The organism is Curtobacterium sp. NPDC098951, from assembly GCF_044759965.1.
In the GTDB taxonomy this organism is placed as follows: Bacteria; Actinomycetota; Actinomycetes; order Actinomycetales; family Microbacteriaceae; genus Curtobacterium.
Window position 1 is genome coordinate 191,881 of record NZ_JBIWAG010000003.1, and the last position, 24,962, is coordinate 216,842.

30 protein-coding genes are annotated in these 24,962 nt (G+C 70.1%); 17 read left to right on the forward strand and 13 right to left on the reverse strand.

What is annotated here, in order from left to right; translation table 11 throughout:
- Window positions 1-35 precede the first annotated feature (35 nt).
- From adhP to ACIQUC_RS09825, 5 genes are read left to right on the forward strand one after another with little or no spacing between them, the layout of a single operon-like run.
- The gene (gene adhP / locus ACIQUC_RS09805; RefSeq protein ID WP_402266121.1) at window positions 36-1,100 is read left to right on the forward strand and encodes an alcohol dehydrogenase AdhP; all 1,065 of its coding nucleotides are present in this window, start codon (window positions 36-38) and stop codon (window positions 1,098-1,100) included.
- The gene (locus tag ACIQUC_RS09810; RefSeq protein WP_402266124.1) at window positions 1,097-1,489 is read left to right on the forward strand and encodes a hypothetical protein; all 393 of its coding nucleotides are present in this window, start codon (window positions 1,097-1,099) and stop codon (window positions 1,487-1,489) included. Before adhP ends, ACIQUC_RS09810 begins: the two co-directional genes overlap by 4 nt.
- A complete protein-coding gene (locus ACIQUC_RS09815; RefSeq protein WP_402266127.1) occupies window positions 1,486-1,923 on the forward strand; it encodes a pyridoxamine 5'-phosphate oxidase family protein in 438 nt (145 codons plus the stop codon). Before ACIQUC_RS09810 ends, ACIQUC_RS09815 begins: the two co-directional genes overlap by 4 nt.
- The gene (locus tag ACIQUC_RS09820) at window positions 1,920-3,098 is read left to right on the forward strand and encodes a YbhN family protein (protein WP_402266130.1); all 1,179 of its coding nucleotides are present in this window, start codon (window positions 1,920-1,922) and stop codon (window positions 3,096-3,098) included. Before ACIQUC_RS09815 ends, ACIQUC_RS09820 begins: the two co-directional genes overlap by 4 nt.
- Window positions 3,052-3,519 carry a BON domain-containing protein gene (locus ACIQUC_RS09825; protein WP_402266133.1) on the forward strand — a complete coding sequence of 156 codons (468 nt, stop codon included), beginning with the start codon at window positions 3,052-3,054 and terminating at the stop codon, window positions 3,517-3,519. The genes ACIQUC_RS09820 and ACIQUC_RS09825 overlap by 47 nt, the downstream gene beginning before the upstream one ends.
- A 6-nt stretch (window positions 3,520-3,525) precedes the next feature.
- On the opposite strand, the gene ACIQUC_RS09830 is transcribed toward ACIQUC_RS09825, so the two are convergent.
- The gene (locus ACIQUC_RS09830) at window positions 3,526-4,425 is read right to left on the reverse strand and encodes a universal stress protein (protein ID WP_402266136.1); all 900 of its coding nucleotides are present in this window, start codon (window positions 4,423-4,425) and stop codon (window positions 3,526-3,528) included.
- A gap of 160 nt (window positions 4,426-4,585) precedes the next feature.
- Here ACIQUC_RS09830 and ACIQUC_RS09835 point away from each other — a divergent pair, with 160 nt between their 5' ends.
- Entirely contained in the window at window positions 4,586-5,254 is a 669-nt protein-coding gene (locus ACIQUC_RS09835) for a BON domain-containing protein (protein WP_402266139.1), read from the forward strand.
- A gap of 85 nt (window positions 5,255-5,339) precedes the next feature.
- Here the strand turns inward: ACIQUC_RS09835 and ACIQUC_RS09840 are convergent, their stop codons facing one another.
- Window positions 5,340-6,122 (reverse strand): SDR family NAD(P)-dependent oxidoreductase, encoded by a 783-nt coding sequence (locus ACIQUC_RS09840; RefSeq protein WP_402266142.1) that lies wholly within the window; start codon window positions 6,120-6,122, stop codon window positions 5,340-5,342.
- Window positions 6,123-6,463: 341 nt separating this feature from the next.
- On the opposite strand from ACIQUC_RS09840, the gene ACIQUC_RS09845 reads away from it, so the two are divergent.
- Window positions 6,464-7,294 (forward strand): universal stress protein, encoded by an 831-nt coding sequence (locus ACIQUC_RS09845; protein WP_402266145.1) that lies wholly within the window; start codon window positions 6,464-6,466, stop codon window positions 7,292-7,294.
- Here ACIQUC_RS09845 and ACIQUC_RS09850 read toward each other — a convergent pair.
- The 4 genes from ACIQUC_RS09850 to ACIQUC_RS09865 form a co-directional block, all read right to left on the reverse strand.
- Complete coding sequence (locus ACIQUC_RS09850) at window positions 7,269-9,146, reverse strand: heavy metal translocating P-type ATPase (RefSeq protein ID WP_402266148.1); 1,878 nt, start codon at window positions 9,144-9,146, stop codon at window positions 7,269-7,271. The two genes, ACIQUC_RS09845 and ACIQUC_RS09850, sit on opposite strands and share 26 nt — an antisense overlap.
- 158 nt (window positions 9,147-9,304) lie before the next feature.
- The gene (locus ACIQUC_RS09855; RefSeq protein WP_402266151.1) at window positions 9,305-10,318 is read right to left on the reverse strand and encodes a cation diffusion facilitator family transporter; all 1,014 of its coding nucleotides are present in this window, start codon (window positions 10,316-10,318) and stop codon (window positions 9,305-9,307) included.
- Window positions 10,315-10,677 carry an ArsR/SmtB family transcription factor gene (locus ACIQUC_RS09860; RefSeq protein ID WP_402266154.1) on the reverse strand — a complete coding sequence of 121 codons (363 nt, stop codon included), beginning with the start codon at window positions 10,675-10,677 and terminating at the stop codon, window positions 10,315-10,317. Before ACIQUC_RS09860 ends, ACIQUC_RS09855 begins: the two co-directional genes overlap by 4 nt.
- Window positions 10,678-10,766: 89 nt before the next feature.
- Window positions 10,767-11,219 (reverse strand): DUF805 domain-containing protein, encoded by a 453-nt coding sequence (locus ACIQUC_RS09865; protein WP_402266157.1) that lies wholly within the window; start codon window positions 11,217-11,219, stop codon window positions 10,767-10,769.
- 217 nt (window positions 11,220-11,436) lie between these two features.
- Between ACIQUC_RS09865 and ACIQUC_RS09870 the strand changes: the two genes are divergently transcribed.
- The 4 genes from ACIQUC_RS09870 to ACIQUC_RS09885 all read left to right on the forward strand — a co-directional run bounded on the left by ACIQUC_RS09870 (window position 11,437) and on the right by ACIQUC_RS09885 (window position 13,194).
- Window positions 11,437-11,913: a hypothetical protein gene (locus ACIQUC_RS09870; protein WP_402266160.1), complete on the forward strand. Its 477-nt coding sequence runs from the start codon at window positions 11,437-11,439 to the stop codon at window positions 11,911-11,913.
- Window positions 11,910-12,242 (forward strand): BON domain-containing protein, encoded by a 333-nt coding sequence (locus tag ACIQUC_RS09875; protein ID WP_402266163.1) that lies wholly within the window; start codon window positions 11,910-11,912, stop codon window positions 12,240-12,242. Before ACIQUC_RS09870 ends, ACIQUC_RS09875 begins: the two co-directional genes overlap by 4 nt.
- A 52-nt stretch (window positions 12,243-12,294) precedes the next feature.
- Window positions 12,295-12,597 carry a hypothetical protein gene (locus tag ACIQUC_RS09880; protein ID WP_070418853.1) on the forward strand — a complete coding sequence of 101 codons (303 nt, stop codon included), beginning with the start codon at window positions 12,295-12,297 and terminating at the stop codon, window positions 12,595-12,597.
- A gap of 222 nt (window positions 12,598-12,819) precedes the next feature.
- Window positions 12,820-13,194 carry a hypothetical protein gene (locus tag ACIQUC_RS09885; RefSeq protein WP_402266166.1) on the forward strand — a complete coding sequence of 125 codons (375 nt, stop codon included), beginning with the start codon at window positions 12,820-12,822 and terminating at the stop codon, window positions 13,192-13,194.
- Between the two features lie 4 nt (window positions 13,195-13,198).
- Here the strand turns inward: ACIQUC_RS09885 and ACIQUC_RS09890 are convergent, their stop codons facing one another.
- The 3 genes from ACIQUC_RS09890 to ACIQUC_RS09900 form a co-directional block, all read right to left on the reverse strand.
- Window positions 13,199-13,807 (reverse strand): hypothetical protein, encoded by a 609-nt coding sequence (locus ACIQUC_RS09890; RefSeq protein ID WP_402266169.1) that lies wholly within the window; start codon window positions 13,805-13,807, stop codon window positions 13,199-13,201.
- A gap of 204 nt (window positions 13,808-14,011) precedes the next feature.
- Complete coding sequence (locus ACIQUC_RS09895) at window positions 14,012-14,467, reverse strand: Hsp20/alpha crystallin family protein (RefSeq protein WP_402266172.1); 456 nt, start codon at window positions 14,465-14,467, stop codon at window positions 14,012-14,014.
- Window positions 14,468-15,124: 657 nt separating this feature from the next.
- Window positions 15,125-16,132, reverse strand: coding sequence for a zinc-binding alcohol dehydrogenase family protein (locus ACIQUC_RS09900; protein ID WP_402266175.1), 1,008 nt, complete (start codon window positions 16,130-16,132; stop codon window positions 15,125-15,127).
- A 139-nt stretch (window positions 16,133-16,271) separates the two neighbouring features.
- Between ACIQUC_RS09900 and ACIQUC_RS09905 the strand changes: the two genes are divergently transcribed.
- The 6 genes from ACIQUC_RS09905 to ACIQUC_RS09930 all read left to right on the forward strand — a co-directional run bounded on the left by ACIQUC_RS09905 (window position 16,272) and on the right by ACIQUC_RS09930 (window position 20,427).
- The gene (locus tag ACIQUC_RS09905; protein ID WP_402266178.1) at window positions 16,272-16,676 is read left to right on the forward strand and encodes a hypothetical protein; all 405 of its coding nucleotides are present in this window, start codon (window positions 16,272-16,274) and stop codon (window positions 16,674-16,676) included.
- A 62-nt stretch (window positions 16,677-16,738) separates the two neighbouring features.
- On the forward strand, window positions 16,739-17,407 hold the full coding sequence (locus ACIQUC_RS09910) for a BON domain-containing protein (RefSeq protein WP_402266181.1): 669 nt from the start codon (window positions 16,739-16,741) through the stop codon (window positions 17,405-17,407).
- On the forward strand, window positions 17,404-17,925 hold the full coding sequence (locus ACIQUC_RS09915; RefSeq protein WP_402266184.1) for a universal stress protein: 522 nt from the start codon (window positions 17,404-17,406) through the stop codon (window positions 17,923-17,925). The genes ACIQUC_RS09910 and ACIQUC_RS09915 overlap by 4 nt, the downstream gene beginning before the upstream one ends.
- 145 nt (window positions 17,926-18,070) lie before the next feature.
- The gene (locus ACIQUC_RS09920) at window positions 18,071-18,289 is read left to right on the forward strand and encodes a hypothetical protein (RefSeq protein WP_402266187.1); all 219 of its coding nucleotides are present in this window, start codon (window positions 18,071-18,073) and stop codon (window positions 18,287-18,289) included.
- A 113-nt stretch (window positions 18,290-18,402) separates the two neighbouring features.
- Window positions 18,403-19,275, forward strand: coding sequence for a universal stress protein (locus tag ACIQUC_RS09925; RefSeq protein ID WP_402266190.1), 873 nt, complete (start codon window positions 18,403-18,405; stop codon window positions 19,273-19,275).
- Between the two features lie 285 nt (window positions 19,276-19,560).
- Window positions 19,561-20,427 (forward strand): GyrI-like domain-containing protein, encoded by an 867-nt coding sequence (locus tag ACIQUC_RS09930; protein ID WP_402266193.1) that lies wholly within the window; start codon window positions 19,561-19,563, stop codon window positions 20,425-20,427.
- A gap of 431 nt (window positions 20,428-20,858) precedes the next feature.
- Here the strand turns inward: ACIQUC_RS09930 and ACIQUC_RS09935 are convergent, their stop codons facing one another.
- The 4 genes from ACIQUC_RS09935 to ACIQUC_RS09950 all read right to left on the reverse strand — a co-directional run bounded on the left by ACIQUC_RS09935 (window position 20,859) and on the right by ACIQUC_RS09950 (window position 24,960).
- On the reverse strand, window positions 20,859-22,253 hold the full coding sequence (locus ACIQUC_RS09935) for an ATP-binding protein (protein ID WP_402266195.1): 1,395 nt from the start codon (window positions 22,251-22,253) through the stop codon (window positions 20,859-20,861).
- A gap of 510 nt (window positions 22,254-22,763) precedes the next feature.
- Window positions 22,764-23,849, reverse strand: coding sequence for a hypothetical protein (locus ACIQUC_RS09940; protein ID WP_402266198.1), 1,086 nt, complete (start codon window positions 23,847-23,849; stop codon window positions 22,764-22,766).
- On the reverse strand, window positions 23,849-24,100 hold the full coding sequence (locus ACIQUC_RS09945; protein WP_402266201.1) for a hypothetical protein: 252 nt from the start codon (window positions 24,098-24,100) through the stop codon (window positions 23,849-23,851). Before ACIQUC_RS09945 ends, ACIQUC_RS09940 begins: the two co-directional genes overlap by 1 nt.
- A complete protein-coding gene (locus tag ACIQUC_RS09950; protein ID WP_402266204.1) occupies window positions 24,097-24,960 on the reverse strand; it encodes a hypothetical protein in 864 nt (287 codons plus the stop codon). Before ACIQUC_RS09950 ends, ACIQUC_RS09945 begins: the two co-directional genes overlap by 4 nt.
- Between the last annotated feature and the right edge of the window lie 2 nt (window positions 24,961-24,962).

The window sequence follows — 24,962 nt, forward strand, 5'->3', positions numbered from 1 at the left end:
GTCGTCCCGTCCCCCACCCACCGGAAAGGCCGACCATGCAGGCAGCAGTCGTCCACGCACTCGGACAGCCCCTCATCGTCGAGGAACGACCACTCCCGGACCCCGGCCCCGGGCAGGTGCTCGTCCGGATCGAGGCGTCGGGGCTCTGTCACACCGACATCCACGCAGCGCACGGCGACTGGCCCGTCCGCCCGACCCCGCCGTTCGTCCCCGGACACGAGGGCGTCGGCATAGTCGAGGCGGTCGGGCCCGACGTCACCGAGCGGCGCGTCGGCGAACGGGTCGCACTCCCCTGGCTGGGGCACGCGTGCGGTGCCTGCCGCTACTGCATCGACGGCCGCGAGACGCTGTGCGAGCAGCAGCAGAACACCGGCTACTCGATCGACGGCGCCTTCGCCCAGTTCGCGGTGGCGGACGCGGAGTACGCGGTACCGGTGCCCGCCGGGGTCGACCCGTGGGACGCGGCACCGCTCACCTGCGCCGGCGTGACCACGTACAAGGCCCTCAAGGTCGCCCACGTCGTTCCGGCCGAGACCGTGGCCGTCTTCGGCGTCGGCGGCCTCGGACACCTCGCTGTGCAGTACGCCCGAGTCTTCGGCGCCGACGTGATCGGGGTCGACGTCGAACCCGAGAAGCTCCGACTCGCACGTGACCTCGGCGCCGACCACACCGTCGACGCATCGTCCGGCGACGCCGCGGCGCAGGTGCAGGAGCTCGGCGGCGCCGACGTCGCCGTCGTCCTGGCCGCGTCCGCCGCGGTGTTCGAGCAGGCCTTCGCGTCCCTGAAGCGCGGCGGTCGACTCGTCTGCGTGGCGCTGCCGGCGGACGGGACGATGTCCGTCCCGATCTTCGACACCGTCCTCAAGGGCATCTCGATCATCGGGTCGATCGTCGGCACGCGGCAGGACCTCGCCGAGGTGTTCGCACTGCACGCGGCCGGTCGAACCCGTGTCGTCTCCGTCCGTCGTCCGCTGGCCGACGTGAACGACGCGATGGCGGACGTCCTCGCGGGACGTGTGCCAGCACGCATCGTGTTCGAGTTGCCCGCCGTCGAACGCGAGGCCGTCGTGCTCGGACCCGACGAGCGGGTCGGGCGATGACCACCGCCACACTCGGTTCCGTCGACCGATCCCTCGACCCCGGGGAGTGCTGGGCCCTCCTGGCCAGGACCGCATCAGCTCGGTTGGTGCACGGCCGGGTCTCCGCCGTGACGGTCGTCACGGTCGACCGTCGTCGCGCGCGCATCACCGTCGACCTCGGTGGGACGGTGTGCGGACGCGAGGCTGCGCTCCTCGAGATCGGCGACCAGGGCCCCGGAGGCGGGTGGAACGTCATCGTCGTCGTCGGCACGGGACCGGTGACCACCGTGCCCCGTCCCGGCTTCGACCCGGCCTCGCGGCGCATGGTGCTCGAGGTCACCGAGATCAGCGGCATCGTCTTCGCCCCTGACTCCCGTCAGCGGCCGACACGACCGGCGGTCGCCGCATGACCACGCCGCCGTCGACACCCGCCACGCCACCGGACCGGGTGCCGGACGACGAACTCGTGGTCCGACTCGACGCCGACCAGTGCTGGGAACGGCTGCACCGCTCCCGCACCGCCCGCGTCGCGTTCCGCACCGAGGGTTCGCTCGAGGTGATCCCGGTCAACTACGTGGCCGAGGACCGACGTCTGGTGTTCGCCACGTCGAGCACGGTGATCCTCCAAGCGGTGCACGCCGGCCGTGAGCTCGTGATGGAGGCCGACGAACACGACGGATGGACCGCCTGGAGCGTCGTCGCCAAGGGCACCGCCCACCTGCCGGACACGCGGAACGTCACCGCCCAGCGGCTGCGGTCGATGCTCCCCACCCCCAAGCGCGCCACGGTGGTCCTGGAACCCACCTCGATCACGGGACGGCTGTTCGACCAGGCAGCCCCGTGAGTCGCGTCCGTGACGCGACCAGCAGGACGGACGGGAGGCACGGTGCGGGCTCGCACCGTGCCTCCCGTCCGTCACGACTGCGGTGGGTGCTGCTCGCGGTGACGCCGTTCCTACTGGCGACGGCGGTCCTGGTCGCCCTGCCCCACCTCCGCGACGCCGGGATCGTCCTGCGGACGCTCGACCCGGTCGCACTGCCGGCCGCTGGGCTGGCGGTCCTCGCCGAGGCTGTCTCCCTGACCGCAGCGTCTCGTGCGTCCCGTCTGCTGCTGGGCCCGGACGCGCCCGCGTTCCGCCACGTACTCGGGGTGGACCTCGTCGCGCAGGGCGTCCGCAGCCTCCTGCCCGGGGGTGCCGCGACGTCGGCCGGAGTCCGGATCTCCCTGCTCGAGCGCTTCGGCATCGGCGCGGCGGCCGCAGCGTCAGCCGCGACCACCGGCGTCGTCGTCTCGAACCTGGTCCTGTCCACGCTGTTCCTCTTCGGGCTCGCTGTCGCCGCGCGGGCCGCTTCGTCGACGCTCGTGGAAGGTGCCGTCGGGCTTGTGCTGGCGCTCGTCGTCACCAGCGGCGGTGCGGGGTGGTTCCTGCTCCGCCACCCGGCGGCCGCGCGTCGTACCGCCGTGCGGTGGAGCAGTCCCTTGCGTCGGTTCGCACACGGTCCGTCCGAGGCCGTGGTCACCGAGTACGTCGACGCACTCGCCTCCGGGCTGCGCCGACTCCGCTCGCCGCGCGCGTTCGGCGCACTGTTCGCATGGAGCGTGCTGAACTGGGCCGCCGACCTGGTGGCATTCGGGCTCATGGTCGCCGCAGCCGGCGCGCACCCGCGGCCGGCGGTCGTCATCCTGACGTACGGATTGGTCAACATCCTGGCGACGGTGCCGGTCACGCCCGGTGCCGTCGGCGTCGTCGAGGGAGCCGCCGTCGCATCGCTGCACGTGGCTGGTGTCCCGACGGCCGTCGCGCTCGTCGGTGTGCTCGGCTGGCGGTTGGTGGAGTACTGGTTGCCGCTGCTGGCGGCGCTCGTCGCGACCCCGGTGGTCCTGGTCGCGGCTCGCCGTCGTCCGGAGTCCTCGCAGGACGGCGGGACCTTGGCCACTCGGAGCCGACGCCCGCGACCGCGACCATGGCCACATGGACACCCGCGCACACCGCCACGTCGCACCGCTGACCGCCCGTGACCGAATCCTTCGAGGCTGGGCATCCGAAGGCTCCCTCGATGCCAGCTCCCTCGACGTCGCGCTGCGGAACGGCCGCGTCGTGCTCACCGGCGACGTCGGCTGCCACAGCGACCGGGTGACCGCCGTCGGACTCGCGGAACAGTGCGCGCCGATGCACGCGATCGAGAACCGGATCGTCGTCCGTGCGTACGCCTGCGACCCCGAGGAGACCGACGCCGACGTCGGGACCCGGGTCGCACAAGCGATCGCGCTGGTCGCACCACGGACCGCCGTCGCCGTGCGTGTCCTCGACCACGTCGTGACCCTCGCCGGGTCCGTCGGCTCCGGAGCGGAACGACGAGCCGTGCACGCCGCTGCCGCACGGTGCGGCGGCGTGCACTTCGTCGTCGACCGGTTGACGATCGACCCGGTCGTCGCCTGACCCGGCTCAGCCCTGCCGGACGGGGACCACGCACAGCGCCGTCGTCGACTCCGCCATCAGGTCCTGTGCGACCGAACCCAGGACCTCGCCGCCGAACGTCGACCGGTGCCGACGGCCGACGACGACCAGCCCGTGGTGCTCCGCCGCCGCCGTGACCGCTGCCCCGGGTGCGCCGCGGAGCAGCTCGCCGTGGACCACCAGCCCGGAGGACGACGCAGTGATGCGCGCCTGCTCTGCGACATGCGCGCTCTCCGCGACGCGCGCGGTCTCCGCGACCCGTGCGACCGCCGTGTCCAGCACGGCCTGGGCTGCGGCGAGCTCGACCACGGGCGACTCCACCATGGCGGCGACCACCGGGGGACCGACCGGGGCCGGTTCCTGCCAGGTGTGCACCACGCGCAGGGTCGCCCCGTGCCGCTCGGCCTCGCGGACGGCGAAGTCCAGGACCTCCCCCGCGGTGTCCGCGTCCACGGCGAGCACGACGTCGGCGTCGAGCTGTCCGCTCGGCCAGTCGTCCGGCACGATGACGGTCGGGACGTGCGACGCCCCGGCGATCCGGTCCGGCAGGAGCCCGGTGAGCGCCGACTGCAGTCGCCTGCGGCGGTGACTGCCGACGACGAGGAGGTCGTCCGGCCGTGCGGCGTCGACGAGCGCATCGACGATCGGCGCCGGCGGCGCGCTGAGCTCGACCTCGGTCCCCGGCGCCGACTGCAACACGAGCGAGCGTCCCGCCACGAGCCGGTGGTGGGTCCAGCCCTCCTCGGGCTCGAGCGGGTCGACCGCCCGGACGAGGTGGACGCGGCAGGCATGCCGGGCGGCGCGCTCGGCCACCCACCGGAGCGCGGTCCAGCTCGCCTCCGTGTCGTCCAGGCCGATCGTGATCCGTTCGACGTCTTCGTGCATCATCCGCTCCGTCCGGTGTGCGGGCGGGCGCCCGGCGACCTGACGGTACGTCCGCGCCGCCGCGTCGGAGAGAGCCGAAGGTCCCTGCGCCTCGCGCGGCGTTCGGTGCACCGCGGGACGTTGGGCCCTCGTGTCCGCCTGGTTGCCGTCGGATCGTGATGGCATGACAGACCACAGCGTGCACCACCGTCCGGACGACGAGGTCAAGGCCGACGTCGAGGAGGAACTCGACTGGACGCCGGGGATCGAGGCCGCCGGGATCGGCGTCGCGGTCGAGGACGGGGTCGTCACCCTCACCGGGCAGGTCGGCTCACACGCCGAACGGGTGCAGGCCGCGCGCCCCGCGCTCCGCGTCACCGGTGTCCGCGGCCTCGCCGAGGAGCTCGACATCCGCGGCCCGAGCGTCCACACCGACGCGGACATCGCCTCTGCCGTGCGCGCCGCACTCGACGCCGACGCCTCGGTGCCGTCGGACACGGTCGACGTCCAGGTGCGCGACCGCATCGTGACCCTGACCGGGTCGGCGCACTGGTACTTCCAGCGGCTCGCCGCGGTGCGCGACGCCGAGCGCGTCGACGGTGTGCAGTTCGTCCTCGATCGGCTTGAGCTGACGCCCCGCCCGAGTGCGCCGGACACCGAGGAGCGCATCCGTCAGGCCTTCGTCCGCAACGCCGAGCTCGACGCCGACCGGATCGACGTCGCCGTCGACGGCACGACCGTCACGCTCACCGGGACGGCGCGGACCTGGGCCGAGCGTCGGCAGGCGGAGATCGCCGCTTGGCGGTCGCCGCACGTCACGGCGGTCGAGGACCACGTGGTCGTCGGCGCCTGACCGCGCTGCCGACCGTGTGGTGGACCGCTGCGGAGCGGGTCGCCAGGCGCGGGACGGGCCCGACCCGCGCCTGGCGACCCGCGCGTCAGACCGCGGACCACCCGCCGTCCGACGGCAGGACCGCTCCGGTCACGTTCGCCGAGTCGTCGCTCAGCAACCAGGTGATCGCCGCGGCGAGCTGCTGCGCAGTGGCGATCGGCGGCACGTTCGTCTGCAGGTACGGTCCGAGCCGTTCGCCGGCGTACTGCGACCGGAACGGCGCCTCGATGCTCGTCGCCACCGCACCCGGCGCGACCGCGTTGCACCGGACGCCCGCTGGAGCGTAGAAGAACGCGGTGCTCAGCGTGAAGCCGTTCACGGCGTGCTTCGACGTCGTGTAGGCGGTCCCGGCCGCCGAGCCCCGTAGTCCCGCCTCGGAGGACACCGTCACGATGCTCCCCGTGCCGGCGCGGATCATCGTCGGCAGCACCGCCCGGGTGAGTCGCATGACCGCGGTCAGGTTGACGGCGAGGACCCGGTCCCAGACGTCGTCGTCGAGCTCGGCGGTCGGGACGAACCCGTCCATGATGCCGGCGACGTTGGCGAGCCCGTCGATCCGTCCGTCGGCGGCCGAGACGACCCGGTCGACCACCGGCCGGTCGGCGAGGTCCCCGGCGACGGTGACGAGCCGGTCCGACCGCGCCACCGAGACCAGGTCGTCCAGCCGGTCGTCGAGCAGGTCCACACCGACGACCCGGGCTCCCTCGGCGAGCAGCCGCTCGGCCGTCGCCCGACCGATTCCGGCACCGGCGCCCGTGACGATCACGGTCCGCCCCCCGAAGCGTCCCGGCGTCGGTGTCGCCGTTGTACCCGTCGTCGTCTCGTCCATGGTGGTTCCCGTCGCTCGAGTGGAGAGGGGACGGTCCCCGTGGCCGGGGTGTCCGACACGGCCGATCGCCCGCCCGACCGGTGTCACCGGTCGGTCTCCACCCCAGCGGCGGAGACGAGACCGCACCAGGGTCCTTCGCCCCTGGACGTCTCGGACGCCCTGGAGAGCCCGGACGCCGGGTCGCGCGGGACGTTCGGCCCTCGTCGGCCGTCGCGGCCGCGATTAGCGTCGCCGCTGCGCGTAATCGGCGCGCGGCGCGCTGCCCGCGCGCGAACCACGTGCTGTCCGTGCGCGACCCGTGCGCAGACCGCGCGCGATCACCGGAAGAGCAGGAGAGCACCATGTCCCCAGAACGGATCCTCGTCGGTCTCGACGCGTCCCAGGCGAGCTGGACGGCACTCCGATGGGCGGCGAACCGAGCCGCCGACCATCCGGCGCGCGTCCGGATCGTGCACGCGCTCGAGACGGGCGACACCGATGTGTTCGTCGTCCGCGAGCGACTCGCCGAGGCCGGGGCGTTCGTGCGCGGCACCGCGCCGGGAACCGTCGTCGAGACGTCCGTCGAACGCGGCTTCGCCGCCGACGCACTCGTCGACGACACGGCCGACGCCGATCTCCTGGTCATCGGAGCGCACCGGGCTCGCAGGGTCCGCTCCGCACTGACGGGGTCGCTGCCGGAGCGCATCGCGACCCGGGCACCCGTGCCCACCGTCGTCGTACCGGACGACTGGACCTTCGGCAGCGGCCCGATCGTCGTCGGCATCGACGCCGACACCGCCGACGCCGCACTCGCGTTCGCGCTGCAGGAAGCCCGCCGGACCGCGCGGTCCGTCCGGCTCGTGCACGCGTGGCGGGTGACGGCACCCGTCGCACCCCGTCCCATCGCGCTGCTCGAGGACGCATCGAGTGCCGACGAGCAGTCCGCCCGCCTGGCGCTCGGCGCGGCGGAACGCGAAGCGGCGCACCTGGAGCCGGCCGTCCCCGTGCGCTCCACCTTGTGGGAGGGCGACGCCGGCGAAGCGCTCGCGAAGGCCGGCGTGGAGGCATCCCTGATCGTCGTCGGGCGTCGGCACCGGACCGCCATCGGTGGCGAGCTCTTCGGCTCCGTAGCCCGCGAGACGATGCATCGGTCGAAGACCCCGGTCGTCATCGTGCCGGTACCGGCCGGCTGACCGGATCGCCTCGGTCCGTCGCTGCGATCGGGCCGGCCGTCGCCCGGAGCGACGCGACAATCGTGACGACGTCGACCGCTTCCTGCAGCAGCGCACCGACCACGGCGGGCACGACGCCCGTCGAGGCGACGAACATGAGCGCCACCGACGCGCCCATGCCGATCCAGATGCTCTGCCGGGCGATCCGGACGGTCTCGCGGCCGACCTGGACGGCGACCGCGACCCGGTCGACCGACTCGACCAGGACGACGGCGTCGGCGGTGTCGCTCGCGGCCGAGGCCCCGCGTGCGCCCATCGCCACACCGACGTCGGCGACCGCGAGCACCGGAGCGTCGTTCACCCCGTCGCCGATCATCAGCACGGGACGGTCGTGCAGCGCCCGCACGGCCGACACCTTGTCGCCCGGCCGGCACTCGGCGCGCAGCACCGTCACGCCGACGTCGGCAGCCACCGCGTCGGCCGTCGCCTGCGCATCGCCCGTGAGCATCACGACGTCGGCGATCCCCTGCGCCCGGAGCCGCGCGACCGTCGCCCGCGCCTCGGGGCGGACCGGGTCGCGCAGCACGAGCGCGCCGGCGGGGCGGCCGTCGATGAGCACGTAGGAGACGACACGACCCGCGGGCACCTCGACCGGTTCGGCCCGTGGAGCCCGTCGTCGGGCGAACGCGAGCGTCCCGACGGCGACGTCGTGCCCGTCGACCTCGGCCGCGACGCCGTCCGATTCGGACTCGACGGCGTGCTGCGCGCCGGTCAGTCCGATCCCCTCGGACCGGGCGGCCGCCACGATCGAGGCGGCGAGCGTGTGCGACGAGTACTGCTCGGCGCTGGCCGCAAGATGGAGGAGTGCAACGCGGTCCGGACCGTCGTGGGCGGTCAGCACGCGTTCCAGTGTCGGGCGGCCGAGGGTGAGCGTGCCGGTCTTGTCGAACACGATGGTGCGGACCGCCGAGAGCCGTTCGAGCACGGACGCGTCCTTGACCACGACGTCGGCACGTGCTGCGCGCCCGATGCCGCCGAGGAACGCGACCGGCGCGGCGATCAGCATCGGGCACGGGGTGGCGAGGACCAGGACCTCGGCGAACCGTCGCGGATCCCCGGCGACCCACCAGGCGACCCCACCGAGGACGACGGCGAAGACGGTGAACCACGGCGCGTACCGGTCGGCGAGCCGCACCATCGGCGACCGCGAGGCCATCGCCCTGGACACCAGCGCGACGATCTGCTGGTACTCGCTCGCCGACGCCGGTCGGCTCGCACGCAGCAGCGCGGCCGCCGTGCCGTTGACCGCACCGCTCGGGACCGGATCACCCGCGGACACACCGACGGGGACGCTCTCCCCGGTCAACCGCGACTCGTCGAACGTCGCCGTGCCCGACACCAGCTCGCCGTCCACGGGCACCACCTCGTACGGCCGGACGACGAGCACGTCCCCCACTGCGACGTCGGCGACCGGGACGTCCACGACCGCTTCGCCCACCGTCCGGTGCGCCGTCTTCGGGGCGTCGGAGAGCAGCCGGGACAGCTGGCTCGTCGCTCGCCGCTGGGCGTGGGCCTCAAGCGCCTCGCCGCCGACGAGCATGAGCACGATGACGAACGCCGCCAACCACTCACCGACCGCCACCGTGGCGACGATCGCCGTCACCGCCAGCAGGTCGACCCCGAACCGGCCGTGCAGCATGTCCCTGGTCATCGACACCGCCGCCACCAGTGCGGCGGCGAGGGCCGTCACGGTCAGCAACGGCGGCACGACCGTGCCAAGGCCGGACCAGGCGGCGACGAGCGCCGTCACCCCGACGGCCGTGACGACGACGAGGCGTGTGCGGACCAGGGTTCCCTGCGACGACCGTGCCATGGAGCCTCCGACGACGAGCGGCGACGCCGATGGGCGTCGCGTCGAGCGTCGGCGGTCCCGCGCGGCGCGCACAGTGCCGAAGGTCCTCCGTCCGCGACGCTCCGTGCGCAGGCGGGTGCGCTGTGAGCCGCTCCGCCTCCCGTCCGACGGTGGGACGGTCAGTGCGTGTGGCCGCCGCCGTGGCTGGTCACGGCGGGCGTGACGGTGAACTCGTCGACGTTGCGCATCGCGTCGCGGAGGTGCTCCTCGGCGTGCTCCGCGAGGTGCGTGGCGGCATGCAGGTCGCTGGCCGCGACCTCGACCGTCGCGGACCCCGTGAGCCGGTGCCCGGTCCAGCGGAGCCGGACGTCACGGACGGCGAGCACCCCGTCGGCGTGCTCGAGCGCGTGTTCCGCCCGGCCGACCAGCGCGGGATCGACCGCGTCCATGAGCCGCGCCCCGATCGACCGCACCGTTCCCCAAAGCAGCAGCAGGATCGAGATCGAGATGAGCAGACCGATGATCGGATCGGCGAGCGGGAAGCCGAGCATGACGCCGAGCGCACCGAGGACGACCGACAGCGACGTAAAGCCGTCGAGCCGGGCGTGCACGCCGTCGGCCACGAGCGCCGCCGAACCGATGCGCTGACCGACGCGGATGCGGTAGATCGCCACGATCTCGTTGCCGGCGAATCCGATGAGCCCGGCGGCGACGAGCAGCCAGGGCGCCTCCACCGGCCGCGGGTGGACGAACCGGTCGATCGCCTGCCACCCGGCGACGACGGCGGAGAGCGCGACGACGAAGACGATGAACATGCCGGCGAGGTCCTCGGCGCGACCGTACCCGTAGGTCAACGGGCGGGTCGCGAGGCGGCGGCCGAGGACGAACGCGATCCACAGCGGCACAGCGGTCAGCGCGTCCGCGAAATTGTGGATGGTGTCCGCGAGCAGGGCGATCGAGCCGGTGAACGCGACGATCACGGCCTGCAGGACCGTCGTGACGAGGAGGACGAACAGGCTGATCTTCAGCGCGCGGACGCCGGCGGCGCTGGCTTCCATCGCGTCGTCGATCGAGTCCGCGCTGTCGTGCGTGTGCGGGACGAAGAGGTGCTGGAGGAAACCCCGCACCCCACCGTGCGGATGCGAGTGGTCGTGCCCGTGGTCGTGCGGGTGCGTGTGATCGTGGGTGCTCATGCCCGTCCCGGCTCCCCGCGGTGGTGCGGTGGGGCACCGACCACGTGTTCCGCCTGCTTGACCGCGTCGACGACGAGCTCGGACGCGTGCTCGTCCGTGAGCCGGTAGAACACCGTTGTGCCCTCGCGCCGCGTCGACACCATCCGGGCCAGCCGCAGCTTCGCGAGGTGCTGCGACACCGCTGCCGGAGTCTTGTCCACGACGTCCGCCAGGTGGTTCACGGACATCTCCTCGGCACTGCGCAGGGCGAGGATGATCTTCACCCGGGTCGCGTCCGCGAGCATCGCGAACACCTCGACCGCGAGCTCGACGTACTCCGACTCCGGGTCAAGCCCGCATGGCTGCTTGTCTAAGTGCACACGCAGATACTAATAGACGAACGGGGCGGGTCGGCACGCCGTCGTGCCGACCCGCCCCGACGCAGACGCTTCGGGTCCATCTGCGTGCGTCAGTGTCGGACCTGATGGCCGTCGGCCAGCAGGGTCGAAGGTCCCGTCGCCGCAGGCGGGCCCCCGAACTGCCCCGGTCCGACCGGAGCACCGGGTTCACAGAGCCGGACGATGAGCAGGATCAGTCCGACGAGGGGCAGGAGCAGCCAGAACACGTTCTGCCAACGACGTCCGGCATCGCGCAGTCGCCGAACCATGACGGCGAGGGTCGGCACGAACACCACGACCGACCAGACCCCGGCCAGCGCAGAGCCGACCATCACGGTCCCCGCGGACGTCACGACGTTCGCGGCGCCGAGTGCGGTTCCGACGACGGCGCTGAAGAGGATGAACCACCAGAACTCGGGCCGTGCCGCTCGGCCGCGGAAGTCGGCGGCCTTCCGGGCCACCGTCCGCACCGCGTCAGGGAGGTCCATGCCGGTCGGCGGGATGCGCTCACTGTGCTCGGACATGCGATCACTCCTCGGTTCGGGATGCGCCGCCGCTGTGGACCGGGTACCGGTTCCGGACGGTTCGGTGCTGACCAGCGACGGTACGTGGCCGGTCCGTCGGTGCACAGGGCCCTTCGACCCACGGCCCGGTGGAGCGCAACGGGTCGAGGGACGTTGGCCTCTGTCGGACACGCGGCGTCCGAGGAGCATCGGCGGGGACGAGACGGAAGGATTCGTGATGACCACGCACGCCACCCACACGCCGAACGCCGGAGCAGAGGAAGCACGACGAGCACTGGTCGCGCCACGGCCAGCAGCCTTCCGATGGTCCGCGATCGCCGTCACAGCGCTGGTCGGCCTGACCGCGGTCGCCGGCGGCCTCGCGCTCGTGGTCGGGTTCGACGCCGACTTCCTCGCGCCCGCGTCGAGCGTCCTGGCCGGCAGCGGATTCAGCTCGTTCCTCGTGCCCGGTCTGCTCCTCGGCGGCGTCGTGGGCGGCACACAGCTGGCCGCCGCTGTCCTGGCGGTCGTGCGGTCCCGCTGGACCGTGCTCGCCGTGACGGTCGCTGCGGTCGTGCTGCTGGTCTGGATCTTCGTCGAGACGGCGATGATCCCGTGGAGCGTGCTGCAGGCGGTGTACTTCGCCGTCGGGCTCGGTGAGATCGGACTCGTCCTGGTCGATCTCGGCCTCCTGTCGGACGGACGGCGACGATGAGCGCGCGCCGTCACGTGGAGGCGTCGGCGATCCCAGCGGATGCAGCGAGGTCTGCCGAGGTCGCCCAGCGCATCGAGCAGGCACTGTTCGAGGACGCCTCGTTGGACGCCCACAACGTGCTCGTGATCGTGAGTGGTGACGAACTCGTCCTGCGGGGTCACGTCCGGTCCTGGTCCGAACGCAGCCACATCGGCGAGATCGCATGGAACACGCCGGGAGTCTGCGCGGTCGTGAACGACCTCGTCCTCTTCGACGACGCCGCTGTGCACGGACGCCGCCTGCACGGGACAGACCCGATGGACCTCGGTGCGGGTGGCTGCGATGTCTGAACGGCGACGCGAACCCTACGGATGGTGTCCCCTGACCGAGACCGCGAGGCGGATGGCGACGGTGCTCGAGTACCAGCAGCGCACACACGATCGGTGGCTGCGGTTCCTGCCGGGGCACCACCCGACCGACGAAGCGCGGGAACGCGAGGCCGTTCGACGGCTGCGCGTGGTCGTGACCGACGCAGCCGCGCGGACCCTCGCAGTGACCGTCCCCGGCATCCTGAGCACGCACGACGCCGTCGGGTACCTCGACCGACAACCGGTCACCGCCGAGGCGTGGCGCATCGTGACTGCCCCGCAGACGGCCCGGACCGGCGCCTCTCGCTGGCCCCGGACAGCAATGCCCCGCCGGTGACGCGCGGGCCCTCGACACCACCCGGCCGCCGAGCAGGCGGCCCGAACGAAGGACGAACAGTGGACGACGCAAGCACCACGGACCATCCGCCCGATGACGAGCCGGACACCGAGATCACCCAGCCGGCGGACATGATCGCGTTGCTCCGAGCAGGATGACGGGCCGTGGCACGGACTCGTCGGTTCCCGAGTCGACGCCCCCGGTCGTCGGCTGGCGATGGTCGTGACGGCGTTCGTCGGGCTCACCGCGATCGCCGGGGGGATCGGCATGGTCACGAGCAGCGGAATGTCTCCGACCGCTCCTCCACCGTCGTGGGCGGATGCGTCGAGCCTCAGCGTGGCGTTCGTTCCGGGGTTGCTGCTGTCGATCGTCGTGGGTGGCGCGCAGTTCGTCGCGTTCGTCGCGGCCGTGACCAGCGCACGGAGAGGCGCGTGGGCCACGGTGTCCGCGGCACTGACGCTCCTGGCGTGGTGTCTCGTGCAGGCAGCCCTGATCGGCGGGGATCTCCGTCAGGCACTGTACGTCGTCTTCGGGCTCGTCGAACTCGGCATCGCCGGCGCCGCATTCCGCCCGTCCGTCCAACGGGCTGGTCACTGACGGGTCACGGCTGCTCGCGGTGCCGCCCGTCCGTCGCACGGTCGCTTCGCCAGGTACTCCCCCGGAGTGTCGGCGCGTCCATCAGCGGATCGTGCTCGGTCACTGAAAGGGGCATGCGTCGGACGGACCGCTGCTGGTACAGCAACGACACGTCGCCTCGCTGCGCGAGCTGGGGGCACCCGCCGGGAGCTGCGAGCCGGACGACGTGCACGCCCGTGACCGACGGGACGTCCTGCCCACACAGGAGTGCGATGCGCAGCACGTCGTCGGGAAGGAAGGTCGTGATGATCCCCAGGTAGCTCAGCACTGCAATCGGTGACGTCGAGGGGATGCCGAGGGTCACGCGGTTGCCTGCGACCACCGCCGCGACCGTGTGGGCGGCCGCGGCGGGCGGCGGGAAGTCGTCGTCGATGACGAGGAACACGTCTCCCACGGGGCCGGCGACGATGATCTCGATCGCATCACTCCGGACACGGACGACGGGCTCGTCGGTCTGCTTCCACGCCGTGGAGGACGCCGCTGCACCAGCGAACGCGGCCGCGATGCCGACAGCGCGGTCGTCGTCGAACCGGGTGAGCGTGGCAGCGGTCGCGCACGCGCGCGCAAGGATCAACGCGCGCGTGCGACTCGGCGCGGCGAGCCACCGCCTGGTGTCTCCGGCGGCCCCCGGCGACGTCTCTCGGTGACGCGGCACTCCTGGCCGTGGGCCGCGAACGGTCGGTCCGACATCACCGATCTCGATGTCCGTCACGGGTGCTCCTCTGGGTTCCGATCAACGGTGGTGTCCGCCGCGGCAGCGGCAGCGGCAGCGACGAGGTCAGGCCGCACCGGTGGTGTGGTCCGCTCCGGTGGTGACGGCGACCCGCTCAGGTGCGGTCGAGCCCGTGATCGGGATCCGGCGTGGCTTTGCACGCTCGGACACCGGCAGCACCACGCTCAGCACTCCGTTCTCGTAGTCCGCTGTGATCTTGTCCGCATCGATGCCCTCGCCCAGGTTCAACTGCCGGACGAACGTCCCACTCGGACGTTCCTGCGACAACCACTTCGCGTTCTCCGAGGTGGACAACGTCCGGTGCGCGCGGATCGTGAGCAGGCTGCCCTCGACGTCGATGTCGATGCTGCCCGGATCCACCCCCGGCATGTCTGCGTTCAACACGTAGTGATCGCCGTCGCGACTGAGGTCCATCGGTACGAACCGAGGACCGCTGCGGCCGTCGAACATCGTCGCCGTCAACCGGTCGAGCTCGCGGAATGGGTCGAAGTACAGTGCCATGATCTCTCGTTCCTCGCAGGTGTTCATGTGCCGGACGATCCGCCGGTCGGCCGACCCTAGACACGCGGCCAGCTCACGCGGCAGGGTCGTTGGACCCACCGGAGCCCCGGGACCTTCGGCCCTCGTCTCCGGCGCACCCGGGGCGCATCCTCGTCACCAGGCGCAGACAGCGACACTCGAGGCCCTTTGGGTTCACGGGACGGCACGGGACGCTTCCCCGGAAGACGAACGGACCACAGGACGGTGCTCATCAGAACACCGGCACTGCTCACTGTCTGCGTCACAGACGTTCCCTCCGCCGGGGCACCGGTCGGATCCTGCACCGTGGTCGAGGAGGTCGGACATCGACTGGGAAAGCGTCGAGTCGTCCAGCCGGGCGGCAGCCGAAGCACACCGCGCCATCGCCACCGAGGCACGGACGGACGCCGCCGAGTGCGCTCAGGAAGCGCACACGGCCAGCGACGTCGACCTCGCGGTGCTGTGGCTCATGCGCTCGTTGCTGCACCACGCCGTCGCCGCGGACGCCGCCGACATCGCCGAGATCCACGACAGGATCGCCGTGCACGCTGCGCACGTCAAAGACACACGCAGCGGCCGGCACGGGCAGTGACGTGGGGGTTCGTGCGGACGGAGCCTCGCCGCCCCCGCCGGTGCCGGTCACGACCAGGCGCTGAGGACGATCGAGCCGCCGAGACGGCCCGCTCGGAGATCACCGACGGCGTCCGGAAGTCGTGAGAACGGCAGGACGGTGGCCTCAGGAGCGAGGTCGAGCGTGGCGGCGAGACGGAACAACGCAGCTCCGTCGGCGCGGGTGTTCGCAGTGACGGTCCGGAGGTCACGCTCGTCGAAGAGCAGCCGGTAGGGCATCGGCGGGAGGTCGCTCATGTGGATCCCAGCCAGGACGACGGTGCCGCCCGGCTTCGTCGCCCGCAACGCCACCGGCACCAGCTCACCCGCCGGCGCGAACACGATCGCGCTGTCCACCTCGTCCGGACCGACCTCGGCCGCGTCCCCGACGAACACGGCGCCCGCCGCTCGCGCACGCCGACGGTTCGACTCACCCCTGGTGGAGACCGCGATCCGCGCGCCACGGGCAGCCGCGAGCCGGGCGGTGATCCCCGCGCTCGACCCGAACCCGAAGATCCCCAGCAGACCGCCGTCGGGCAGCGCGGCACGCTCGAGCGCCCGGTACCCGATGATGCCGGCACAGAGCAGCGGGGCCGTCCCTGCGGCGTCCGCGGTACCGGCGATCGGGTACGCAAACGCTTCGGGTACCACCGTGTACTCGGCGAAGCCACCGTTGGCGTCCCACCCCGTGTAGGAACTCCGCGGACAGAGGTTCTCGGCCCCGGTCCGACATGCGTCGCAGCGTCCACAGGTGCTCCTGAGCCAGGCGACGCCGACCCGGTCGCCGAGTACGAAACGTCCCGCCCCTACACCGCGTTGGACGACCGTACCGACGACCTGGTGGCCGGGGACGATGTGCGAGAGGTGTTCGGGCAGCTCTCGGTCGATGACGTGCAGGTCGGTCCGGCAGAGCCCACAGGCTTCGACACGCACGAGCACCTCGTCGCCGAGCGGCCGTGGCGTCGGCTCGTCGACGCGGAGTCGCAGGGAGCCCGGCACGGACTCGGTCACCCACGCGCGCATCGTCTCCGGCACCATCCGACCAGGGTGCGGGCAACGACGGCGACGGGCCAGGCCGAAGGTCCCGCTCCGACTCGGGACGTTCGCCACTGGTCACCGGGAGTGAGCGCTTGCACGATTCCCTGCATCACCGAGACGAACCGATGGGAGAACGATCATGATGGTCAACTGGGACGGCGCTTGGGGAGGCGTCTGGTCCGTGCTGTGGTCCTTCTTCTGGATCGTCGCGCTCGTCGCGTACCTCTTCGCGCTCTTCGCGGTGGTGACCGACCTGTTCCGCGATCACACGTTGAACGGGTGGTGGAAGGCCGTCTGGGTCGCGTTACTCGTCTTCGTTCCGTTCCTCACCGTGCTCGTGTACCTCGTCGCACGGGGACGCGGCATGCAGGAGCGGGCCGCTCACCAGGCGGCTCGTGGAGACTCGATCATCGATCCGTCAGCAGGTACGTGGCGCGACCCCAGCCCGGCGGAGGAGATCGGCAGGGCGAAGGCGCTGCTCGACGACGGAACGATCACGCTGACGGAGTTCGACGCGCTGAAGACCCGGGCGCTCAGCAGGTGATGCCCGGACCTTCGACCCTGCCGTCGACCGTTCCGTCCCCCGATGCTCGCTCCATGACAACGATGACCCGAACCGAACATCGCTCAGACTCGACGATCAAACACGACGTGCAGCAGGAACTCGACTGGACCCCCGGCATCGAGGCCACTGCCATCGGCGTCGCGGTCGACGACGGCGTGGTGACACTCAGCGGCACCGTCGACAGCTTCTCGGAGCGAATCCAGGCCAGCCGGGCAGCGCTCCGTGTGCAGGGTGTCCACGCCCTCGCCGACGACCTCGTCGTGCGTGCTGCGGCACGTGCCCTGCACACCGACGCCGAGATCGCGAAGATGGTCCATCAGGCGCTCGACGCGGACGACACCGTGCCGGCCGGTCACCTGCAGGTCGAGGTCGCCGACCACACCGTCACCCTCCACGGATCAGTCCCGTGGCACTTCCAATGGCTCGCTGCGATCCGCGACGCCGAGCGCGTTCCCGGCGTCAAGTACGTCCTCAACCACGTGGAGCTCACCCCCAGGCCAACAGCCACGGACACGGAGGCCCGCATCGCTCAGGCGTTCGTCCGTCACGCCCAGCTCGACGCGGACCGCCTCGAGGTGTCCGTCCGCGACTCTGTGGTCACCCTGACCGGCCGGGTCGGCTCCGCAGCCGAGAAGCGGGAAGCCGAACTCGCCGCATGGCGGTCGCCCCACGTCACCGATGTGCAGAACCTGCTGATCGTGCAACCATGACCGTCCGACGACACGGCGGCGTCATCGTCGCGGGGTACGACGACTCCCTCGGCGGCCGCGCGGCGCTCCACCAAGCAGCAGCACTCGCCCGACTCCTCGACGCAGAGCTCCGCATCGTCATGGTGTGGCGTGAACCCGCGATGTTCGACGACGTCGCCACGGGCCTCGGCGAACTCCCCGCCGATACGGCGGCGGACGATGCCGAACGCATCCTCCGCCGCGCATCCGAAGCCGAGTTCCGTGGCGGGGTCCCGCCGTGGGTGCACCTCGAACTCCTGCTCGGTCCCGCTGCCGACGTCCTCATCGAGCAGAGCTCGGTCGCGCGGATGCTCGTCGTCGGCAGGAGGTCGCACTCTGGGTTCGTCGGCCTCCGACTCGGATCCGTCAGCGCCCGCTGCAGCGAACACGCCCACTGCCCGGTCCTGGTCGTCCCACCCACGACCCGGCTCGCGGAACACGAGCCGGAGCACGTCACGGCAGGCGCGCAACGCCCGCCTGGATCGGCCCCCGCACCGTGAGAGCGAACGCCTGAACCGGGGCGCGTGTCCGGATCCCGCGAACTCCACAACACGAGAAGCGGTGGACAGACCGTTCCCGCTTGTGTCGCCGCGGGAACGAGAGGACGCTGCGGTTGATGCACCCTTTCAGGGAAGGAGCGTCGCCATGGTTCGACACTTGTACACCGCGGGCCTGCTCGGTGCGCCACAACTCGGCGCGAGCGTCGCGCAGGACGACGCCGAACTCGCGGCGATCCAGCACACCAGGTACGGCGGCGTCTCGGTCACCGTTCTGACGCTGCACCGCACCGATCGCGATGCCCGGACGATGCGGGTCCCCTCTGACGCGGACATCGAGCTCGACGACGGTGGCCCCGGCACATGAGACAGGCCGTCGAGGGCCGCGACGGGACCTTCGGCCTGACCTGACTGCGTGGTACCGCACTACGTTCGCCGAACAAGGTTGCGCCCGCTGCCTCGTGAGCGGTGGAGGCCACCATGACCCGGTACACGGTCGCCGTGGACGACTCGGACGCCGCGCAGGCGGCGGTGGAGTGGCTCGCCGGGGTCGTGGACCCAGGCCTCGACGTGGTCAAGGCAGTCAGCGTGCCCGAACTGGTCGGTGATCTCCCTTCCAGGGCAGAGCACCGCCTCCTCGAGGCGCGGGCCGTCCTGCTCCACCACCAGCCGAGACTGCGCGTCACGACGGACCTCGTCGACGGCGGGACTGTCCGCGGGCTCCTCCGCGGAGGAGCCACGGGGGACGTGCTCGTCATCGGAGGCCGTCAGCGCCGACGTCTGCTCGCGGCGGTGCGCGGCCGCGTTGCGGAGCGCGTGGTCGCGGAAGCGACGATGCCGGTGATCGTGGTCCCGGAGGAACGCGTCGAGCTCGGCGGTCCCGTCGTCCTCGGTGTGGACAGCCGATCCGGAGCCGCTGCGCTGGCGTACGCAGGGGCGCTCGCGGCACGCTGGCACCGGGAGCTCGTCCTCGTCCGGGCATGGCAGTCGCCCTCGACGACGACACCGTTCGGTGCCGTGTACTTCGAGGGCGACCTGTCCACCTGGGAGCGGACGGCCGATCTCCAGTTGGAGGCAGCACTGCACGCCGTCGACGCGGCGCACCCCGACGTCGCCGTCCTCGGACGACCTCGACGGGGTTCCGCCGGCCACGTCCTGCTGCACGAGTCCGCATCGGCGTCGCTGGTCGTGGTCGGTCGCCGACACCGGAGCGCCGTGACTGGACTGCTCTCTGGCAGCGTCGGCGAGAGGCTCATGCACGAGGCACACGTTCCCGTGCTCATCGTCCCGCCGCGAGCGATGTTGCCCGGCGACCTCAGCCGCCCAACGTCGCACGCTCCCGACACGGACTGACCGACTGTCGGTCTACCGCTTCACCAGGAGCCCTACAGACTCCTCGACGCCGAAGGAAGCAAATCACGATGGCTGACAGACCCGGCTCGACAACGACGACTTGAGTTGTAACGGCGATCTTCTCAACCTCCGTTGATCGCAGCGACCGAAGCCCGGGGCCGATCAGGCGCCCAGTAGAGGATCGGCTAACGGACAACTTCCGTGGCACAAGGGCGATCGGATCGGACCGCGATAGTAGGGTGCCGATCGCGTCGGCCCGAAAAGGTGGGTTTCGAAGGAGGCTGCATGATCGCGGAGCTGAACAGACTGGTCGAGCTGGTCGAAGGTCGCTTGAATGACGACCTCGATGTTGGGCCCTTGGCTCGGGAACTGGGCACGACGGAGTACCACCTTCGGCGGATGTTCTCGTCGCTCGCCGGGATGCCGCTCTCGGAGTACGTCCGGCGTCGCCGAATGTCAGTCGCGGCCGCCGATGTTCTCGGAGACGAAGACCTGTTGAGCATCGCGGTGCGGTACGGCTATGGCTCAACCGAGGCATTCGGTCGAGCGTTTCGGGCAGTGCACGGTGTCAGCGTCGGCAGCGTCAAGCGACATGGCGGCCCCCTTCGAACGCAACCGCAACTCAGGTTCCGCCTGACCGTAGAAGGGAACATCACCATGGACACCCGCATCACCGATCGACCGGCGTTTCAGCTCGTCGGCCACGCCACCCGCGTGCCCCTCATCCACGAGGGCGTCAACCCGCACATCCAAGCCCACATTGCCTCGCTGCCGGAAGCAGAACACGCACGTCTCAAAGCCCTCAGCGACATCGATCCGGGCGGCCTCCTCCAAGTCAGCGCCGACGTCGACCCGGACTACACCGAGGGCAGCAAACTGACCTACCTGCACGGCGTTGCCGTGACGGGCGTCACTCCGGTGGCCGACGATCTCGACACGATCGAGGTTCCGGCGGGTACGTGGGCGGTGTTCCATACCGAGGGCGTGTACCCGGCTGCGCTGCAGGAGGCATGGGCTGCGACCGCGACTGACTGGTTCCCGTCAAACCCCTGGCGGCTCCGGCCCGGACCGTCCCTCGTCGCGGTACTCGACCGTGCCGACGACTTCAGCATCGCCACCTGCGAGCTCTGGCTCCCCGTCGAACGCTCATGATCAAGCGGTTCTGTCGGCGGTGCGACGCCGACAGGCCCGCGCCCGTTGAAGGATCGACTATCGAACAGGCTGAGATCGCACCGTCGACATCTGGCGCTGCCTAGAGCGGTCGCCTGAAGAAGAAGAGGTTCTGGCGTCCGGCGAGCGTTGCGACGGCCTTCCTCGCGCTAGGCCTGGTGTGCCTACTGACGCCGATGCGGACCATGACCACGACACACGGCTTCCCGACATGGATCCTCGGCAGCATCCTTCTAGCCAGCGGTGTGGGCCTGTGGGTCGATGCACTGATCGGCCGAGCTCGAGATAACGATTGAGTCGAATCAGCGGTGAGCACCCGGCTGCTGCGCATCCGATTAGTAAGCGGTGAGGGAGGCGGCTCTCGTCCCCGCTGAACCATCGATCACTGGCGCGGTCCGCTAGACCAGTGGCTGCTACTGACGGGCGAGGAAGCCTGCCAGCTGCGCGTGCCGCTTCAGAGTAGTGCGAATGGCGTCCTTGATAGACGATGGCATCGTCCCGTCAGTGCTGTACGCCTTGAGTTCGATGATACACGTGGTCTGCTGGCTCCCAGGTCGTTTAACAGCAACATCTGCTCGCACCGTGGAATGTGGCGAGGTTATGTCCTCCTCATGAGTCGCGTCGAGTCCGAGCTCGCGTAGACACTTCGCGATGCGCCGGCCGATCTTTGTCGGGTGCTGCGTGACACCGCCGTCGTACCACGCCTTCGCTGCATCGGCCCTCTGAGACTCGCGTTCGCGCATAGGCGAGAACGACGTGGGATCCCACGCTTCTCGAAGGATAGACACGAAGTGCGAATTGCCAAAGCGCTCTAGGTATGAACGACTTGGGCTAAACTCGAGGTCGTCGAGATCGCGACAAAGCGGTTGGAGGTCCGCCGCTGCGATCGGAACAAGTCGAACATCGAAGTACAGCCGCGCGCGATTCAGCTCCGAGAGTGGGAGCGTGCGGCGATCATCTGCATTCAGTTCTCGGTAGAAGGCATTCCAGTCCAGCTTGTAGCCGTCACGTGCGTCCGTGAACCCGGAAACTCGTGTGATGCGATGGCCGTCCGTAACCGGCCAGAGCATGACCACCTGGTACTGCGAGAGGTCTTGGAGCCCAGCATCCGGATCCGCGAGAAGATCTCCCACGGATTCGATTGTCGATCCGAGCGTTGCAGACCCATCGACTGATGCTTCGATGCTCTCGCGTAGGACACCGAAGTCCGCCAGTGGCTGCTCTTGGTTGTGAAACGAGAAGGTCTCCTCCACAATCTCCGCCCAGTCATCACGCTCGGGGCCGACGAGTTCGAAATCGGACGCCACAAGAATGCGCTCATTGCGCGACGTCGCGCGCGCGAGTTCCGCCTGAAACTCCGAGCTTGTGGTCAGCCATAGAAACAGGACGGGCACGTCACGCAGTGCGCCACGATCGAGAAGACTGAGTCGCTCCACGAATTGCGTCGGCACTGAGGACTTGTCGGATACGTTCTCCTCGTACTGATCAACGACAGCAATGAGAACACGCGGCTTGTTTCGCCGACCAATAGCGGCGCGGACTTCCTGAAGAAGCGCCGCCTCCGAGAGAATTGCGGCACGGGACAGCTCCAGTACCTTGCTTTCGGGGAGATGGGTAGCGAGCTCACGTGCCGCAGAACTCTTCCCCGATCCGCTTCTGCCGTAGATAGGCAGAAACCGAATGCCGCCCGAGACCGTCATGCGTTGATGCGCTCGTCTGACAAGTTCCACCAACGGTCGATTCGGACGAAGCCGACCTCGAAAGGCCGGATCAAGATCCTCGTACCGGGAAGGCAGGCGCACGCTCATGGGAACCACCGTAGTAGAGCCGGCCTCACCTAGAAGTGCGCCCGTCGCGTGAGTACCGCCGAGGCTGTCCGTGAGCCGGTCGTTGACTGGGCGCACGGACCTCCTGGCCGCTAGGACCTGCCGACCTGCGTGGGTCTGAGGCTCGGTTCTCACATGGGAGGTCCGAGACCAGTCTCACTGCGGGTGCCTCATCCGGCCGCGCCGCAAGCGTCGGTGCTCCTTCCTACGATCCAACCCATGGGTCGTCGTCGTTCGGGTCGTTGGGTGCCGCCGCAGCCGTTTTCGTTAGAGGAAGAAGCACGCGGCACCGATGTGTGCGAGCTGGAAGAACCACTGCCCGTTTATGTCTGGTTCCAGCTTCCGGATCGGTTGATTCGCCGGGACGACGCGGTTGCTCGGAGCATGACCCGTGACGCGGTCTGGGTGGAAGCGGGTCGTGGCGAGGCGAAGCTTGAGGCGTGGGTGTGGAGGAGTTCGGTCCGCCACAGAGCGACACCGTGACTTCCGGCTTCAGTTCGGCAGGTTCCATCGGAGGTCGTATCCGGTGTCGGCGAGGAACTGCAGCTGGTCTCGGACTTCTTCGAGTGCGGCGGTGTCGTCGTCGTTGCGGGTGTCGGCGCGGAGGAGCGTGTTGGCGGTGATGATGTCGTCGGTGCGGTCTGTGTAGCCGGCGGCGGTTGCGGTGGTGAAGATGGTGGGGTCGGCCGGGATGATGAGTTCGGTGCTCGCCCATTGCTCGTCCTCGTCGGCGATGTTGCCGACGTCGGCCGGGATCACGAACATGGTGACGGTGGGGACCTCCGGCTCAAATCCGAGGCTGGCCATATCGACTTCAACCGGACTGAACGCGACGAGTCGGTACGGCGTCGGACGTTTGGTGATGGACGGGTAGCCGGGTCGGTCGGAGATGCTGCGGCCGGAAATGAGACACCCCGCACTGATGAGTCGTTCCGCTTGCTCCGGCAGCGGCAGTTCGGATCGCCATCGGGTTCGGATACCGCCGGGTCCGGGGTAGCAGGCGATCGCGAAGTCGACGAGGCCGCCGATCTTCCGTGATTCCCACCCGACATCGGTGCGGTGGACGCGTTTGCCGAGCCGGGCGAGGGCGTCGTCGACTTGCCCTGGCGTGAGTCCCGCGCGGACGAGGTCGTCGAAGGTGGATCCGTTGACGGCGAGCATCCGTGCGACGGCGAAGGTGACGTAGATCGGTGCGGCGTCCTTCCACCGGTCGTGACTGCCGAGGACCTGCTTCCCGTCGACCCAGACGCGCCGTCGGTCGACGTCGACGAGGCAGACCGTTGTTGTCTGTTCGGCGAGTGCGATCTGCGTCGTTGTCACCGTCCGCGGCGCCAGCAAGAGCAGCTCGGTACCGACTTCCCGGTCCTCGGATGGTCTCTTCGTCGACGTCGGGAAGCGTGCGCGTCGGCCGTCGGCGAGGCGGATCGTGTCGTGCGACTCCACGACCGCAGTGAGCCCGGCGAGTTTCAGGACGGCGAGGGCGTCGGTGAGGTCGGTGATGTCGCCGAGCCCGTACGGCATCGTGATCTGCGGCGTATCGCCGTAGGCGTCGGTAACCCAGTCGAGTGCGGGTCCCATCAGCGGCGTTCCTCCGGGGTGTTTGGTCGGACGAGGGCCATGAGCCAGCTGGCTTCGGTGAGGAACGGTTCCCACCCGTCCCGGGTGTCACCGTGAGCGGGTTCGAGCCGGTACTCGGCAGCGCTACCGGTGCCGTGGACGATGACCCGTCGGAGTTCAGTGTCGGGTGGGTCGCGGAAGAACATGTGCCCGTGGACGCCGTGCATGTCGAAGGTGACGTTGATGAGGAACAGGTCCGGACGGTGCGTCACGCTCGCCACTGCCGTCCGCGAAACAGGGCGACGATCGTCGCGAGCGGCCGGCCCTGCCGAATCCAGGTCAACGGCGTCAGAGCTTCGTCGTCGACGGTGAGGAACGCGCGGGGTGTGGTCATGAGCTCCGTCATCGCTGCCGCGTCGAGCAGTGGCTGCGGTGCGGCTGCGAGGAGGACGTCAAGCCCGGGTAGCAGACTGGACGGGTCGCCGAACTCGGGCAGAGCCGGCTTCACGAGTTGCCAGTCGGGGATGCGTTCTTCGCCGGCGAGGTCGAAGCTGAGGAGTCGGTTCGACCCGAACAGTTCACCGACGTCGTCGATGCTGATCTGCAGCGCGGCGGCGGCTTCCGGTTCGGTGAGCGTCGACTCGAGGAGATGGCGGCGGATGCGGGCCTGCGTGGTCTGCCACCAGTCCTCCGGGACGCCTGCCGGGTCGTCGGCACTGTGTTCGGGGTCGCGGAGAATCTGGCGGCCATCGTCGGAGTAGGCGCTGAGCTGCTCTGGGGTGACTTCCCCGCGGGCGTACATCCACAACCTCGACTGCCACGGCATGTCGTCGGGGAACCCTTCGCGGTACCCGGAGTGGATCACCTCCCGGACCGCTTTCTCCCGTCTGGCGATTTCTGAGGTGGGGATGAGGAGGGTCTGCACGATGCGGTTCGCCTCTCGTACCGCCGGCACGGTCAGGTCTGACAGGACCGTGTTGGTCGTGTCGTAGAGCTCGTACCCGGGTTCCTTGTCGATGGGACGGACCATGATCTGCACCAGGTGCGCGTCCGGGTGCTCGGTATCCTCGAGCAGGACGTGGCCCCAGAGGATCCGGTCGTTCGAGAGGTGCATGGACACCAGACGCATCATCA